The organism is Pseudoduganella dura, assembly GCF_009727155.1.
In the GTDB taxonomy this organism is placed as follows: Bacteria; Pseudomonadota; Gammaproteobacteria; order Burkholderiales; family Burkholderiaceae_D; genus Rugamonas; species Rugamonas dura.
In genome coordinates this window covers 1,332,017-1,347,402 of record NZ_WNWM01000002.1, presented here as the reverse complement: position 1 = coordinate 1,347,402, position 15,386 = coordinate 1,332,017, and the positions used below count along the sequence as shown (strand labels likewise).

Annotated in this window: 18 protein-coding genes; 13 read left to right on the top strand and 5 right to left on the bottom strand. The window is 65.2% G+C overall.

All coding sequences use genetic code 11. The features are described from left to right. Positions 1-71 precede the first annotated feature (71 nt). The 11 genes from GJV26_RS06105 (at position 72) to GJV26_RS06055 (ending at position 9,839) form a co-directional block, all read left to right on the top strand. Complete coding sequence (locus GJV26_RS06105) at positions 72-1,256, top strand: type II secretion system F family protein (protein WP_155708045.1); 1,185 nt, start codon at positions 72-74, stop codon at positions 1,254-1,256. Further along, the gene (locus tag GJV26_RS06100) at positions 1,253-2,980 is read left to right on the top strand and encodes a GspE/PulE family protein (RefSeq protein ID WP_155708044.1); all 1,728 of its coding nucleotides are present in this window, start codon (positions 1,253-1,255) and stop codon (positions 2,978-2,980) included. The genes GJV26_RS06105 and GJV26_RS06100 overlap by 4 nt, the downstream gene beginning before the upstream one ends. Next, a complete protein-coding gene (locus tag GJV26_RS06095) occupies positions 2,973-3,782 on the top strand; it encodes a hypothetical protein (RefSeq protein WP_155708043.1) in 810 nt (269 codons plus the stop codon). The genes GJV26_RS06100 and GJV26_RS06095 overlap by 8 nt, the downstream gene beginning before the upstream one ends. Beyond that, the gene (locus tag GJV26_RS06090; RefSeq protein WP_155708042.1) at positions 3,779-4,324 is read left to right on the top strand and encodes a hypothetical protein; all 546 of its coding nucleotides are present in this window, start codon (positions 3,779-3,781) and stop codon (positions 4,322-4,324) included. The genes GJV26_RS06095 and GJV26_RS06090 overlap by 4 nt, the downstream gene beginning before the upstream one ends. Beyond that, positions 4,321-4,893: a hypothetical protein gene (locus GJV26_RS06085; RefSeq protein ID WP_229419186.1), complete on the top strand. Its 573-nt coding sequence runs from the start codon at positions 4,321-4,323 to the stop codon at positions 4,891-4,893. Before GJV26_RS06090 ends, GJV26_RS06085 begins: the two co-directional genes overlap by 4 nt. 10 nt (positions 4,894-4,903) lie before the next feature. Beyond that, positions 4,904-5,449 (top strand): hypothetical protein, encoded by a 546-nt coding sequence (locus GJV26_RS06080; RefSeq protein WP_371866445.1) that lies wholly within the window; start codon positions 4,904-4,906, stop codon positions 5,447-5,449. Then, positions 5,446-7,497: a secretin GspD/PilQ domain-containing protein gene (locus GJV26_RS06075; protein WP_308807619.1), complete on the top strand. Its 2,052-nt coding sequence runs from the start codon at positions 5,446-5,448 to the stop codon at positions 7,495-7,497. The genes GJV26_RS06080 and GJV26_RS06075 overlap by 4 nt, the downstream gene beginning before the upstream one ends. Continuing rightward, a complete protein-coding gene (locus tag GJV26_RS06070; protein ID WP_155708041.1) occupies positions 7,497-7,982 on the top strand; it encodes a type II secretion system protein in 486 nt (161 codons plus the stop codon). Before GJV26_RS06075 ends, GJV26_RS06070 begins: the two co-directional genes overlap by 1 nt. After that, a complete protein-coding gene (locus GJV26_RS06065; protein WP_155708040.1) occupies positions 7,976-8,377 on the top strand; it encodes a type II secretion system protein in 402 nt (133 codons plus the stop codon). The genes GJV26_RS06070 and GJV26_RS06065 overlap by 7 nt, the downstream gene beginning before the upstream one ends. Further along, a complete protein-coding gene (locus GJV26_RS06060; protein ID WP_155708039.1) occupies positions 8,343-9,137 on the top strand; it encodes a type II secretion system protein in 795 nt (264 codons plus the stop codon). Before GJV26_RS06065 ends, GJV26_RS06060 begins: the two co-directional genes overlap by 35 nt. Positions 9,138-9,350: 213 nt before the next feature. Beyond that, positions 9,351-9,839, top strand: coding sequence for an FxDxF family PEP-CTERM protein (locus tag GJV26_RS06055; protein ID WP_155708038.1), 489 nt, complete (start codon positions 9,351-9,353; stop codon positions 9,837-9,839). A 218-nt stretch (positions 9,840-10,057) separates the two neighbouring features. Here the strand turns inward: GJV26_RS06055 and murJ are convergent, their stop codons facing one another. Further along, positions 10,058-11,608 carry a murein biosynthesis integral membrane protein MurJ gene (gene murJ, locus GJV26_RS06050; protein WP_155708037.1) on the bottom strand — a complete coding sequence of 517 codons (1,551 nt, stop codon included), beginning with the start codon at positions 11,606-11,608 and terminating at the stop codon, positions 10,058-10,060. 260 nt (positions 11,609-11,868) lie between these two features. Between murJ and rpsT the strand changes: the two genes are divergently transcribed. Beyond that, positions 11,869-12,135 carry a 30S ribosomal protein S20 gene (gene rpsT, locus GJV26_RS06045; RefSeq protein WP_130185630.1) on the top strand — a complete coding sequence of 89 codons (267 nt, stop codon included), beginning with the start codon at positions 11,869-11,871 and terminating at the stop codon, positions 12,133-12,135. 102 nt (positions 12,136-12,237) lie between these two features. Here the strand turns inward: rpsT and GJV26_RS06040 are convergent, their stop codons facing one another. From GJV26_RS06040 to GJV26_RS06030, 3 genes are all read right to left on the bottom strand, one after another. Continuing rightward, positions 12,238-12,684, bottom strand: a complete 447-nt coding sequence (locus tag GJV26_RS06040; protein WP_155708036.1) for a DUF192 domain-containing protein — start codon at positions 12,682-12,684, stop codon at positions 12,238-12,240. Positions 12,685-12,756: 72 nt separating this feature from the next. After that, complete coding sequence (locus tag GJV26_RS06035; RefSeq protein ID WP_155708035.1) at positions 12,757-12,960, bottom strand: hypothetical protein; 204 nt, start codon at positions 12,958-12,960, stop codon at positions 12,757-12,759. An 89-nt stretch (positions 12,961-13,049) separates the two neighbouring features. Further along, positions 13,050-13,631: a pseudouridine synthase gene (locus tag GJV26_RS06030; RefSeq protein WP_155708034.1), complete on the bottom strand. Its 582-nt coding sequence runs from the start codon at positions 13,629-13,631 to the stop codon at positions 13,050-13,052. A gap of 148 nt (positions 13,632-13,779) precedes the next feature. Between GJV26_RS06030 and icd the strand changes: the two genes are divergently transcribed. After that, on the top strand, positions 13,780-15,033 hold the full coding sequence (icd, locus tag GJV26_RS06025; RefSeq protein ID WP_155708033.1) for an NADP-dependent isocitrate dehydrogenase: 1,254 nt from the start codon (positions 13,780-13,782) through the stop codon (positions 15,031-15,033). Between the two features lie 115 nt (positions 15,034-15,148). Here icd and cspE read toward each other — a convergent pair whose 3' ends face one another. Beyond that, positions 15,149-15,352, bottom strand: coding sequence for a transcription antiterminator/RNA stability regulator CspE (gene cspE, locus GJV26_RS06020; protein ID WP_055937397.1), 204 nt, complete (start codon positions 15,350-15,352; stop codon positions 15,149-15,151). Positions 15,353-15,386 lie beyond the last annotated feature (34 nt).

Sequence of the window (15,386 nt, the reverse complement as noted above, 5' to 3'; positions counted from 1 at the left end):
CGGCGAATCTACCGCGTATCCCCGAATCGTCCCGCGAATTTTCCTAATCAACCCGTCCCAGCAGCGATCCCATGCAGTTCGACGTTCGTACCCTGTCGCCGGAAATGGTGATCGGCCACCTCGTGGTCGATGGCCGCGACGAAGCCGATGCGCGGCGCCAGGTCGAGGCGCGCGGGCTGTTCGTCAGCGCCATCCGCCCGGTGCGCGGCGCGCTGCGGCGCGGCAAGGCCGCGGCGCTCTCACTCGTCCTGTTCAGCCAGGAACTGCTGGCGTTGCTGAAAGCGGGCCTCGGCATCGTCGAGGCACTCGAAGCCTTGCTGGAGAAGGAAGCCAGTCCGGCCACCCGCGGTGTGCTGGAGCGCCTGCTGGGCGGCCTGCGCGAAGGCCAGCGCTTTTCCACCGTGCTCGCTGAACAGCCCCAGCTGTTTCCGCCGCTGTACGTGGGGATCGTGCGTGCCGCCGAAGGCACCAGCGACCTGCCGCGCTCGCTGGCGCGCTACATTGACTATCAGCAGCGCATCGACATCGTGCGCGCCAAGATCGTGTCCGCCGCGATTTATCCGTGCATCCTGCTGCTGGTGGGCGGCGGCGTGTCGATGTTCCTGATCGGCTACGTGGTGCCGCGTTTCGCCGAGGTCTACCAGGGCGCCGGCCGCAACCTGCCATGGATGTCGCAGGTCATGCTGGCCTGGGGGCAGTTCGCCGGCGAACACACGGGCGCCTTGCTGGGCGGCCTGGTATTGACGATCGCGGCCGTGGTCGCCGGCGTGCGCAGGCTGATGGCGAGCGGGGGGCTGATGCGCCTGCTCGGGCGCCTGCCCGCGGTCGGCGAGCGGGTAAAGATCTATGAGCTGTCGCGGCTGTACCTGACGCTCGGCATGCTCAACGAAGGCGGCGTCACGATCGTGCAGGCCATGGAAACCGTACAGGGCATGGTATCGGCCAATGTCAAGAGCGGGCTGCAGCTGGCCAAGGGGGCGGTGGAATCGGGCCTGCCGCTGTCCACCGCGTTCGAAGCCAACGGGCTCACCACGCCGATCTCGCTGCGCATGCTGCGCGTGGGCGAGCGCACCGGCGACCTCGGGCCGATGCTCACCCAGTCGGCCGCTTTCTACGACGGCGAGATCACCCGCTGGATCGACCGTTTCACGCGCACCTTCGAGCCGCTGCTGATGGCCGGCATCGGCCTGATCGTCGGCGCCATCGTCGTATTGCTGTACATGCCTATTTTTGACCTTGCCGGAGAAATGTCTTGAACGATCCGGCCCTCAATTCCACCATCGCACCCGCCGTCGCGTCGGTCGCTGCCATCGACCACGCGCTGCTGACGCGGGCACGCGCCGCCCAGGCCGCCTCGAAACGCACGCTGGTGGAAGAACTCGAAACGCTGACCGGCATGGAGCCGCGGCTGGTGGTGCGCGCGCTGGCGCTGCCGTTCGGCCTCGCGGTGCTCGAAACGGTGGAGATGCTGGCCTTCACGCCGGCCTTCGACCTGTTGCCGCTGTCGCAGGCGATGGCGCGCAAATGCGTGCTGCTGCGCACCCAGGAAGGCGTGCTCACCGGCGTGATCGCCGATCCGTTCGACCTGGACCTGCAAACGTGGCTGTCGGCCCAGGCCCGCGCCACACCGCACGCGCCGCTGCACGTGCGCCTGGCGCTGCAGTCCGACATCGCCGCCTACCTGTCGAAACAGGAAGAATCGGCGCGCGCCACCGACTCGCTGCAGCCCGGTACCGAAAACGGCCGGCGCGACGGCAAGACGGCCGCCGTGCTGTCGTTCGCCTCGGTGTCGGAAGCGGCCAGTCCCGCGGTGCGGCTGGTGAACTCCACGCTGTACGACGCGTTGAAGGCCGGCGCTTCCGACATCCACCTGGAAAGCACGGCCGGCGGCCTGGCCGTCAAGTACCGCGTCGACGGCGTGCTCGATCACGCCACCGCCGTCGGCGGCATCGAGGTCGCCGAGCAGATCATCTCGCGCCTGAAGGTGCTGGCCGAGCTGGACATCGCCGAGCGGCGCGTGCCGCAGGACGGCAGCTTCCGCGTGTCGTCGGCCGGGCGCGAGATCGACCTGCGCGTGTCGATCATGCCCAGCATCCATGGCGAGGACGCCGTCATCCGCGTGCTCGACAAGCGCGCCATGATCGAATCGTACGGCTCGCTGTCGCTCGAGTCGCTGGGCTTCGATGCGCCGTCGCTGGCCACGCTGCGCACGCTGGCGCAGGAAGCCTACGGCATGCTGCTGGTCACGGGGCCGACCGGTTCCGGCAAGACCACTACGCTGTACGCGGCGCTGACCGAGATCCACAACGGCCGCGAGAAGATCATCACGATCGAGGACCCGGTCGAGTACCAGCTGCCCGGCATCCTGCAGATCCCCGTCAACGAAAAAAAGGGCCTGACGTTCGCCAAGGGGCTGCGCTCGATCCTGCGGCACGACCCAGACAAGATCATGGTGGGCGAGATCCGCGACCGCGAAACGGCGGAAATCGCGGTGCAGTCGGCGCTGACGGGCCACCTGGTGCTGACCACCGTCCACGCCAACAACGTGTTCGACGTGTTCGGCCGCTTCACGCACATGGGCATCGACCCGTATGCGTTCGTGTCGGCGCTGAACGGCATCTGGGCCCAGCGCCTGGTGCGCATCAACTGCCCGCACTGCGCGGTCGAATACACGCCGGACGACAACGAACTGGCCAGCGTGGGCCTGGCGCGCGCCGACGTGTTCGATTACGAATTCAAGGCCGGCAAGGGGTGCGGCGACTGCCGCGGCACCGGCTACAAGGGCCGGCGCTCGATCGCCGAGATCCTCACGCTGAACGACGAGATCCGCGAACTGATCGTCGAGAAGCGGCCGATCCGCCAGGTCAAGCAGGCCGCCTACGCGAACGGCACGCGCAGCCTGCGCCACGCGGCGCTGGAAGTGGTCAAGCGCGGCGGCACCACGCTGGCCGAGATCAAGCGGGTAACCCTCCATGCGTAGGCCGTTCGGACAGGTCCTGCGCCTGGGCGTCGCCACCGGCGCCGTGAGCCTGCTGGCGGCATCGCGCTGGGGGGGCGGCAAGGCGACCGTGCTGGCCGAGCAGCCGGTGGCCGGCCCCGGCAACGAGCCGCTGGGCCAGGCACTGCGGGCGCTGGTGGCCGGGCAGGCCGTGGCCGGCCGGCCGGTCACGGTGGTGCTGGCCGATGAACTGTGCCGGCTGTGGCAGGTGGCGCCGCCGCCCGGTGCCGCGCGGCTGCCGGACATCGAGGCAGCGGCGGCGCTGCGCTTCCATGCGTTGTATGGCGAAGGGCCGGCCGCCTGGCACGTCACGGCCGACTGGCATTGCACCGAACCGTTCTTTGCCGCCGCCGTGCCGCGCGCGCTGCTGTCGCTGGTGGAAGCGGTGGCGGCGGAGAGCCGGCTGCAGGTGGTGCAGGTGGTGCCGCATTTCGTCACCGCCTGGAACCGCTGGTGCCGCGCGATCCGCCCGGGCGCCTGGTTCGGCCAGCTGCACGACGGCCTGCTGACCGTGGCCGCGATCGAGGGCCGCCAGCTGCGCGCCGTGCGCGCGTTGCAGGTGCCTCCCGGCGCCGATCATTACTGGCTGGCGCAGATGTTGGGGCGCGAGGCGTTGCTGCTCGGACTGGAAGCGCCGGCGCAGGTGCAGTTGTGCGGCCCGCTGCCGGCCGCGCTGGCGAAACCGGGGGCGGCAGGGCAGATTCCGGTGACGCGGCTCGATGCGGGACAGGGCGACGAGCTGTCCGCCGCCGGCCGCCTGGCCCTTGCCGGGAGCGCACCATGAAGCCGATGCAGATCGATTTCGCACCGGCCACCTGGCGGCGCGCGCTGTACCGGCTGCATCCGGCGTTGCTGGCGGCGGGCATCGCCGGCCTCGCGCTGTGCGCCGGCGGCCTGTGGTTCGCCACGCAGATGGCCGAACAGCGTGCCGCGCGCGAACAGCAGATCGAACGCATTCGTGCCAGCCAGGCAGCGCTGTCGAAGCGCCCGGCACGGATAGCCGAGGTGGCGATTCCCGAAGCGCAGGCGAGTGCCGTCAACGCCGCGATCCTGCGGCTGAACGTGCCGTGGCGCCAGCTCGAGGATGCGATCGGCGCCGCCACCCCGGCCAATATCGCGCTGCTCGCGCTCGACCCCGATCCGAAGAAGCAGCTGCTGAAGATCACGGCCGAGGCCCGCAACAGCGACGACATGGTGGGTTACGTGCAGGTGCTCAAGCAGCAGGAATTCTTTACCGGCGCGGCGCTGGTGCGGCATGAAATCGGCGAGCAGGATCCGAACCACGCGATCCGGTTCCAGGTCGAAGCGCAGTGGAGGGCGCAATGAAGGGGCAGTGGAATGATGGATGGAATGATATTCAGCTGGCACCGCTGATGCTCGCGCTGCGCCTGGCCGCGATGCGTGCCGGCGCCCCGGCCTGCATCGCCGTGGCGCTGCTGGCGGCCGGCCTGGCCACCTGGGCGTGGCTGTTGCCGCAGCGGGCGGCACTCCAAGAGGAACTGGCGCGGCCGCTGCCGGCCGCTTCCACCATGGCGGAGGCGCCCGCGCCGCCGACCGCCAATGAAAACCTGGCACTGTTCTATGCCACGCTGGGCGAGAAGCGCCACGCCGAACAGCAGGTGAAAACGCTGTTCGACCTGGCCGGCAAGTCCGGCCTGGTGCTGCGCCAGGGCGAATACAAGCTGGCATTCGACAAGGCCAGCGGCGTGACCACGTACCAGATCGCGCTGCCCGTGAAGGGCACGTACCGCAACATCTGGCAGTTCGCGCTGGAGGGGCTGGCGGCGGTACCGTTCGCCGCGCTGGACGAAGTGAGCTTCCGCCGCGAAACGATCGCCGACCCCACCGTCGAAGCCCGGCTGCGCATCACGTTGTACCTGAAGGAGACACCGTGAAGGAAGCACCGTGACACCCCGGCACCTGCTGATGGTGGCCGCGCTGGCGATCGCGGCCGGCCTCGTCGTCTTCGGCGACAACACGCCGGAAAGCGACGTGGCCGAACCGGTCGAGCGCGCCCGGGCACCGGTGGCCGCGCCGCGCGCCGCCGAGCGTGCGCCGGCAGCGGCGCCGGCCGGCGGTGCGATCCTGCGGCTGGTGCCGCGCGCCGAACTGATCGGCGCGACCGGGGAGGGCGCATTCCAGGGCAGCGGCGGCGTGTTCGCCGGCCAGGACCTGAACCCGCCGCCCGCGGCAGCCGAAGCGCCGAGCGGCCCGCCGCCGGCACCGCCGGCTCCGACCGCGCCGCCGATGCCGTTCACGGTACTCGGCAAGGGCGTGGCCGATGGCGCCTGGGAAGTCTACCTGGCCCGCCCCGACCGCACCTATATCGCGCGCGTGGGCACCGTGATCGACGGCATGTACCGCGTCGACGCCATCGCGCCGCCCACGCTGACGCTCACCTACCTGCCCCTGAAACAGGTGCAACAGCTTAATATTGGAGTCATGGATTGAACACGCACATTCCCGGTGGCCGCGCTAGCCGCGGTGGCACGATACGCCGCGTATTGACGCTGTCCGCGCTGGCGCTCGCGCTGTCCGGCTGTGCCGCCCAGATGGCGTTTCGCGACGGCCGCGACCTGATCGAAAAAGACCAGGTGGAAGCGGGCCTGCTGAAATTGCAGGAAGCGTTCACCAAGGAGCCCGGCAACGCGCAGTACCGCGCCGCGTACCTACAGGCGCGCGACCGCGCCGTCACGCGCTACCTCGACCAGGCCGAACGCCAGACCGCCGAAGGCCAGCGCGAACTGGCGCTGCAGAACATCCAGCGCGTGCTGGCGCTCAATCCGCAAAACGAACGGGCGCGCATGGCGCTGCGCACGCTCGACATGGCGGAACGCCATGACCGGCTGCTGGCCGAGGCCGCCACGCTGGTCGAAAAGAAGGAATTCGACGCGGCGAAGAAAAAGCTCGAGGCGATCGTGGCCGAAAAGCCCGACCAGCCGCGCGCCAGGCTGCTGCTGCGCGAGATCGCCGAAAAGAATCCGCCGAACGGCGGCGAAACGGCACTGGCCAAGGCCTTCAGGCAGCCGATCACGATCGAGTTCCGCGATGCGCCATTGAAACAGGTGTTCGACGTGATCTCGCGCCGCTCGGGACTCAATTTCGTGTTCGACAAGGACGTCAAGGCTGACGCCCGCACCACGATCATGCTGAGGAACAGCACGGTCGAGTCGGCGGTGTACTACCTGCTGATGACGAACCAGCTGGAACAGCAGGTAATGGATGCGAACACGATCCTGATCTATCCGAACATCGCGGCCAAGCTGAAGGAATACCAGGAAACCGTCGTCAAGACTTTCTTCCTGGCCAATGCCGAAGCCAAGCTGGTGGCCAATACGCTGAAGACGATCCTGAAGTCGCGCGACGTGGTGGCCGACGAAAAGCTGAACCTGGTGATCATGCGCGACAACGCCGATGCCATCCGCCTGGCCGAGAAGATCGTGGCGGTGCAGGACATGGCCGAGCCGGAGGTGATGCTGGAAGTGGAGATCCTCGAGATCAAGCGCACCCGCCTGCTGGAGCTGGGCATTGCCTGGCCGACCGGTGTGACGCTGACGCCGCTGATCAGCAGTTCGGGCTCGGTGCTGACGTTGAGCGACCTCGACAACCTGAACCGGCGTACGCTGGGGATTTCCAGCCTCAGCGCCACGGCGACCGCGAACCGAACCGATTCGGATTCGAATTTGCTGGCCAACCCGCGCATTCGCGTGCGCAACAAGGAGAAAGCCAAGATCGTGATCGGCGACAAGGTGCCCGTGATTACCACCACCCTGACCGGTGGGGCGTCTACCTTCTCGCAGGAAAGCGTCAGCTACATCGACGTGGGTCTCACGTTGAACGCGGAGCCGACCATCTACCTGAACAACGAAGTGGCGATCCGCATCGCCCTCGAGGTGTCGAACCTGGTGCGCACGATTACAACGGCCTCCGGTACCACGGCATATCAGATCGGTACGCGCCAGGCATCGACGATGCTGCAGCTGAAGGATGGCGAAAACCAGGTGCTTGCGGGCCTGATCAACAGCGAAGAGCGTAACGGCGGCGACAAGATCCCGGGGCTGGGCGACCTGCCGATCCTCGGTCGCCTGTTCGGCACGCAGACCGATGACAACCAGAAAACGGAGATCGTGCTGTCGATCACGCCACACCTGGTGCGCAACCTGCAGCGCCCGGATGCTGCGGCCACCGAGTTTTCGGCCGGTACCGAAGCGAACTTCCGCCGCAAGCCCGAGCTGAGCGTGCGCGAGCTGGTGCCCCTGCCGCAGCGTGGCGCGGCGCCGAACGGCGTACCCCAGGTGCCTGCACAGGGAACTTTGCCGGCCCCTGCACAGGGAACTCCGCAGGAGTCCGGCACATCGAGCGGCGTGCCGTTGTCGACGTCGCAGCCGGGGCCGGCATCGAGCGTCACGCAGCAGCCGGTGCAGGTGCTGCCGATCACGCCGCCGCCACAGACCACCGTGCCGCCCGCTGCCACGCCGCAGCCCGCGCAGAACCAGTGATGCAGGTGCCGTTCGCCCGCCGCCGCGGCTTCACGCTGATCGAGCTGCTCGTCACCGTGGCCATCCTTGGCCTGCTGGCGGCGCTGGTGATCCCGACGGCGCAGGTGACGGTGCAGCGGCGCAACGAACAGGAACTGCGCACGGCGCTGTACCAGATCCGCAAGGCCATCGACGACTACAAGCAGGCATACGACGATGGCCGCGTCGCGAAGACCACCGGCGGCACCGGGTATCCGAAGAACCTGGAAATGCTGGCCGACGGCGTGACCGACCTGCGCGACCCGAAACGTGGCAAGATCTTCTTCCTGCGCCGCGTGCCGCGCGATCCGTTCGCGACGGACAGCGAACTGGCCGCCGCGCAGACCTGGGGCAAGCGCAGCTACGCGAGCGAGCCCGAGGAGCCGCGCGAAGGCGAGGATGTGTACGACGTGTTTTCGAATTCCGACAGGGTGGGGCTGAACGGCATCCCGTATCGCAAATGGTAAAGAAACAAATTACCCGTGCCGGCAAGCCGGGCAGGGGCTTCACGCTGATCGAGCTGCTGGTGGTGCTGGGCATCATTGCCCTGCTGCTGACGCTGGCCGTGCCCCGTTACTTCCCCAGCGTGGACAAGACCAAGGAAATCATCCTGGCCGATAACCTGCGCAACACGCGCATGGTGATCGACCAGTTCTACGGCGACACCGGGCGTTATCCGGAATCGCTGGAGCAGCTGGTGGAAAGAAAATACCTGCGTGCGCTGCCGGTCGATCCGATCACGGAGACGGCCGACAGCTGGCAACTGCTGCCGCCGGAAGATCCTGCCCAGGGCGGCATTGCCGACATCAAGAGTGGAGCCCCCGGCAATGACCGCAGCGGCAAGCCGTATTCGGAATGGTGAGCGGCCGGGCGCGGCCGGCGGCTTCACCTATATCGGGCTCATCATCCTGGTCGCCATCATCGCGCTGGTCGGTGCCGCCACCGTGCGCCTCGGCGTCACGTTGCAGCGGGCACAGGCCGAACGGGACCTGCTCCATATCGGCGAGCAGTTCAGCAATGCGCTGAAAAGCTATGCCGCCGCCACGACAGCCGGGCAGCCGCAGCAGCCGCCTACGCTGAAGGACCTGCTGAAGGACCCGCGCTTCCCCGGCACGCGCCGCCACCTGCGCAAGATCTTCGTCGACCCCATGACGGGCAAGGCGGAATGGGGCATCGTTTACCTGGCGGGCGACAAGGGTGTGCTGGGCATCTACAGCCTGTCCACCGCGAAGCCGGTCAAGATCGGCAATTTCCCGTCGCGCTTCCAGGCTTTCGGGGGCAAGCAAAAGATCTCGGAATGGGTATTCACGTTCGACGGGCAGGATCCGTTGCTGCCGGGGCAGGGCAAGCCCGGCCAGGCGGGCCAACCAGGTCAGTCAGGCCAGCCAGGCCAGCTCACGCCGGGTACCGGTGGTGCAACTCCGGGTACGCCCGCTGCCGGGACACCGACGCCGCCTCCCGGGACACCGCCGAAACCCGTCGAACCATCCGAGCCAGCCGACCTGCCGCCTGCCGAGCCGGCCCAGCCCGAGCCCGAGCCGGTCCAGCCCGCCGAGTCCGGAGAGCCTGCCGAGTCGCCGGCCGAGCCTGAACCGGTGCCTGCCGACCCCAACGCTGCCTGACCTGTCGAAGGACGCGTCGACACGCAGAAGTGCCTGATGCGCACTCATTGTTGCTAAAAAAATACTTGAGATAAAAAAGTTACAATTGATTCTTGTAATCTTAAGATGTTCTTATGCTATGATCTTACTCAGCAGTTCAGCAATGTACTGACCAGCGACGAAACAAGAACTAACTACTACTACTCTCTGCTACTACTCTCTCACGGATAAATCATGAAACTGAAAAACTTTGCTGTTGCTTCCCTGCTGGCCGCCACCTCCTTCGGCGCTTTCGCAGCTGACCAGACCATCGAACTGAATGCTGAAGGCTACGCTCAGTTCTCCAGCGCCGACGTTGCTGGTATCGTCCTGGAAGGCAACAACGATGTCCTGACCTTCACCGGCGCAGTTGCTGGCGGTGTGTACGACGTGTACATCGGCGTGGCCGGCCAGTACCTGAACTGGGACCTGTCGAAGACCACGCTCAATGGCGTGTCGGGCGACTGGACCTCCGGCGGCAAAGTGGTGAAATTTGTCGGCATCGAAACGTCCGCCACCGCCCCGTTCGTACTGAACCTGGCCGGCACGACCAAAGGCGCAGCCTTCTACGACGGCAACATCAGCGTGATGGCTGCTGTTCCAGAACCAACCACCTACGGCATGCTGCTGGGCGGCCTGGGCATCATGGGCTTCCTGGCCCGTCGCAAGTCGAAGCAGGCGTAATTAGTTTCACCCATAAAAAACCCGCTGCTTCGGCAGCGGGTTTTTTTTCGTCCATTAATTTGCGTGGTTGCGTGCTGCGTATCGTGTGTGGCGTGCCGGGTGTCGAGTTCGTCGCATGGCCGGTGCGGCAGCGCTTCCCGGCGGCATGGCGCGCATCCTCTTTCCTGCCGATCGCTTCAGTACGGCGCCGGGAAGGCGCTTGCCCTGCAGGCAGGGTGTTACTTGCCGGTGCGCCGGAAGTCGCGCACCCGGAATCCCAGCGCGAACAGGGCACCGAAGTACACGGCGCCGCAAGCACCGATCAGCACGAACAGCGCACCCGCGCGCAACAGCGGCGTGGCGCGCATGGCCAGCCAGTCGAACTGCTGGCCGCCGAACCAGGCCGCGGCGCCCATGATCGCCACCGCGGCAGCCAGCCGGGCGAAGAACTTGCCCCAGCCGGGCAGGGGGCGATAGATGTCGCGCTTGCGCAGGCCGGTAAACAGCAGCGTGGCGTTGACGCAGGCGGCCAGGCCGATCGACAGGGCCAGGCCGGCCACCTCGAGGTAAGGCACGAACACCAGGTTCATCAGCTGGGTGGCGATCAGCACCCCGACCGCGATGCGCACCGGCGTGCGGATATCCTGTTTCGCATAGAACGCCGGTGCCAGTGTCTTGACGAGGATGATGCCGATCAGGCCGGCCGCGTAGGCGACCAGCGGCCGCGCCGACATCAGCGCCGCCTCGTCGCTGAACTGGCCGTAGTGGAACAGCGTGGCCACCAGCGGCAAGGCCAGCGCGGCCAGCCCGACCGCAGCCGGCAGCGCCAGCAGGAACGTCAGGCGCAGGCCCCAGTCCAGCAATGCGGAATATTCCTGCGGATCGCCGTCGACACTGGCCTTCGACAGGCTGGGCAGCAGAATCGTGCCCAGTGCCACGCCCAGCAAGGCAGTGGGAAATTCCATCAGCCGGTCGGCATAGGTGAGCCATGAAATGCTGCCTTCGCGCAAGTGCGAGGCGATGGCCGTGTTGATCATCAGGCTGATCTGCGCGGCGGCCACGGCGAACACGGCCGGGCCCATTTTCTTCAGCACGCGACGTACGCCGGCATCGCGCAGGCCCGCCAGGGGGTTGATCGACAACCGCGGCAGCATGCCGATCCTGACCAGCGCCGGCACCTGGATCGCCACCTGCAGCAGGCCGCCGACGAACACGGCGATCGCCTGCGCGTAGACCGGTTGTTCCAGCCATGGCGCCAGGAACAGCGAACCCGAGATCATCGACAGGTTCAGCAGCACCGGCGTGAATGCCGGAATCTTGAACTGGCGCCAGGTATTGAGAATGCCGCCCGCCATCGCCACGAACGACATGCAGGCTATATAGGGAAACATCAGGCGGGTCATCCAGACCGCGGCATCGAACGCTTCGCCATCCTGCTTCAGGCCGCCCGCGATCACCGCCAGCAGCAGTGGCGCGCCGATGATGCCGGCGGCGCTGACGAGCAGGGTGGCCCAGACCAGGCAGTTGGCCACATGATCGGACAGGGTCTTGCTCGCCTCGAAGCCTTCGCGGTTCTTGTATTCGGCCAGGATCGGCACGAAGGCCTGCGAAAACGCGCCTTCGGCAAACAGGCGGCGCAGCAGGTTGGGCAGGCGGAAGGCCACGTTGAAGGCGTCGGTATAGGCGCCGGCACCGAAAGCCCGGGCGAACAGGCTTTCGCGCAGCAGCCCGGTGACACGCGACAGCATGGTCATGCTGGAGACGGCGGCAAGGGTTCTGAGCAGGTTCATGGGGCGAGATTATAGCGGCGCTGCTGCAGTGCAAGTCTTACAATTTCGTGAATGGCACCGTGTATGAATTCAGCAAGTTTGTAGCTTTTTGAATTGCCCCGGCATCGAAAGACCGTTATAATTTAAGGCTGTACAGAATTCAGTGACGCAGACATCGATGTTGACCAGCTCTGCGTTGGCCTGCGTGGTCAGACTGAACGCACCGGTTTGGCAAACGCTGTTGTTTGCAAACGAACTTTGACAACGATTTAGGAAATTCCATGGCAAATACCGCACAAGCGCGCAAACGCGCTCGTCAAGCAGTCAAGCAAAACGCCCACAACTCGGCACAGCGTTCCACCCTGCGTACCGCCATCAAGGCTGTCCGCAAGGCGATTCAGGCTGGCGACAAAGCTGCTGCAACGCAAATCTTCCAGTCCTCCGTGTCGACCATCGACTCGATCGCTGACAAGAAAATCATCCACAAGAACAAGGCCGCTCGCCACAAGAGCCGCCTGGCAGCTGCCCTGAAGGCACTGGCCGCCTAAGTTCGCGTGCGGCGGCAACAGCCGCCAGACAGGTGTACACCTAAAACCCGCATGGCCTGGCCATCGCGGGTTTTTCGCTTTGATCCGGCCGCACCTTCCGCATTATTTGGTCGGCAAGTTGCCGATCTTCATACCCGGCTTGATGTGCTTCTGCCGGAACCAGCCCTGGTTCATCTCCAGGGCGTACATCACGGGCACGCCTTTGGTCGAGCAATGGCTGTCGAGCGTTTGCGGCTGCATGTCGCGGATGTTGACGATCTTGCCACCGGCATCGATGAAGGCAACCGACAGCGGCAGGGGCGTGTTCTTCATCCACATGCATTGCGGGGCTGGAGCGTCGAACACGAACACCATGCCGGCGTTGGCGGGCATGGCCTCGCGGAACATCAGGCCTTGCGCGCGCTGCGCATCCGTGGCCGCGACCTCGGCCTTGATCAGATGCATGCCGGCCGTCAGCGTAGCCGTGCCAAAGCGCTGGGTCTGGGCGCAGGCGCCGCCAGTGGCGAACAGCGCGGAAAGGGCAAAGCCGAGGGCAAGGGCAGTCTTCATCGTCGACAGGGGCAGGGGAAGCGGAAGGGGCGGGCCGCCTGCTTGGCAGCCCGCGATTTCAATGTGGCGCGATCAGGCCGCATGCTGGCGCTTGCGCGCCTTGGCGTGGGGCTGCTGTTTTACATGCTTGCTGTGCTTGACTGCGTGCTTGTGCGGTGCCGCATGCGCGTTCGTGGCATGCGCGGCCTTGGTGTGATGCATCGTCGCCGGGGCGGCGAAGGCGGAAGTGGATGCGACGAGCAGCGTGGCTGCCAGTGCGGCAATGATTTTCGACATGATGATCGGTTCCTTTGGCTGAGCGGGGAATGTCCCACGGCGCAATGATAGCCGGGCCGTTGCCCTGTTTTCCTTAACCTAAGCGCTTCTTAAGCGTTGGGCTGGCTCTGCGGGTCGGCCTTCAATTCATCGGGTTCGATTTCCCGCCATTCGCCCGGCATCAGCGGGTGCGTGGCCAGTGACACGGCGCCGATCGCGCTGCGCACCAGCCGCAGCGTGGGCAGGCCCACGGCGGCCGTCATCCTGCGCACCTGCCGGTTTTTCCCTTCCTGCAGCGTGATCGCCAGCCACGAGGTGGGCTTGTCGGCCCGGGCGCGAATCGGCGGGTTGCGCGGCCATAGCCATTCCGGCTCGGCGATCCGTACCGCGCGGCACGGCTTCGTCATGAAGTCTCCCAGGTCGAGCGGCGCCTGCAGCCGCGCCAGTGCGCTGGCATCGGCAACGCCATCCACCTGCACCAGGTAGGTCTTCGCTTCCTTCCGGTCCGGGTGGGCGATCGCGTGCTGCAGCTTGCCGTCGTCGGTCAGCAGCAGCAGGCCTTCGCTGTCGGCATCGAGCCGCCCGGCAGGGTACACATTCGGCACCGGCACGCAGTCGGCCAGTGTCAGCCGCTCCGGCTGCGGGGAAAACTGGCACAATACCCCGAATGGCTTGTTAAGTAAGATCAGCATTGCAGAATTGTACCGACTAAACCATGGCGGGCATTAAAATACTGATGCATAATCGGCAGTTGTCTTATATCTTATAGAAGACATTCACAAGACATTCGCGGATGACACACCATGGCGCCGCCAGCGTCGCTTCACTTCGGAGAACTCGATGTACCAACATATCAAAGTACCGGTCGACGGCGAGAAAATCACCGTCAACGCGGATTTTTCGCTGAACGTGCCGGACCAGCCGATCATTCCGTTCATCGAGGGCGACGGTACCGGCGTCGACATCACCCCGGTGATGCTGAAAGTGGTCGATGCCGCGGTGGCGAAAGCCTATGGCGGCAGCCGCAAGATCAGCTGGATGGAAATCTATGCCGGCGAGAAATCGACCAATGTGTATGGTCCCGATGTGTGGCTGCCCGAGGAAACCCTGCAGGTGGTCAGGGATTACGTGGTGTCCATCAAGGGGCCGCTGACGACGCCGGTCGGCGGCGGCATCCGTTCGCTGAACGTGGCGCTGCGCCAGGAACTCGACCTGTACGTCTGCCTGCGCCCGGTGCGCTGGTTCGCCGGCGTGCCGTCGCCGGTCAGGGAGCCGCACAAGACGGACATGGTGATCTTCCGCGAGAACTCGGAAGACATCTATGCCGGCATCGAATACGCGGCAGGGTCGGAAGGTGCGAAGAAACTGATCCGCTTCCTGCAGGAAGAACTGGGTGTGCGCAAGATCCGTTTCCCGGAGACGTCCGGACTCGGCATCAAGCCGGTGTCGCGCGAAGGCACCGAGCGGCTGATGCGCAAGGCGATCCAGTATGCGATCGACAACGACAAGCCGTCCGTCACGATCGTCCACAAGGGCAACATCATGAAGTACACCGAAGGCGGCTTCCGCGACTGGGCCTATGCGCTGGCGCAAAAGGAATTCGGTGGCGAACTGATCGACGGCGGCCCGTGGTGCAAGGTGAAGAATCCCCGCACGGGCAAGGACATCATCGTCAAGGATTCGATCGCCGACGCATTCCTGCAGCAGATCCTGCTGCGCCCGGCCGAGTACAGCGTGATCGCCACGCTGAACCTGAATGGCGACTACATCTCCGACGCGCTGGCGGCTCAGGTGGGCGGCATCGGCATCGCGCCGGGTGCCAACATGTCCGACTCGGTGGCGATGTTCGAAGCCACGCACGGCACCGCGCCGAAGTATGCCGGCAAGGATTACGTGAACCCGGGCTCGCTGATCCTGTCCGCCGAGATGATGCTGCGCCACATGGGCTGGACCGAGGCTGCCGGCCTGATCATCTCGTCGATGGAAAAGGCCATCACGTCGAAGCGGGTCACCTACGACTTTGCCCGGCTGATGGAAGGCGCCACGCAGGTGTCGTGTTCGGGCTTTGGTGAAGTGATGATCGAGAATATGTAAGGTGCGCCGATGCCGCCTTTGCACCCCGCGCCACGCGCGGGTTTTATATTGGAGCAAGCAAAATTGGGCAAAAAAAACCCCGCTGAAGCGGGGTTTTTTCAATCGAGGGAGTTGATCAGCTCGACTGGATGTTGGAAGCTTGCTTGCCTTTAGGGCCCTGCGTGACTTCGAACTGAACTTTTTGACCTTCTTTCAGGGTCTTGAAGCCGTTCATGTTGATTGCGGAGAAGTGAGCGAACAAATCCTCGCCGCCATCATCAGGAGTGATGAAGCCAAAACCTTTGGAGTCATTGAACCACTTAACGGTACCTGTTGCCATAATAAAAAGAACTTTCAAATATTAACGAATCACA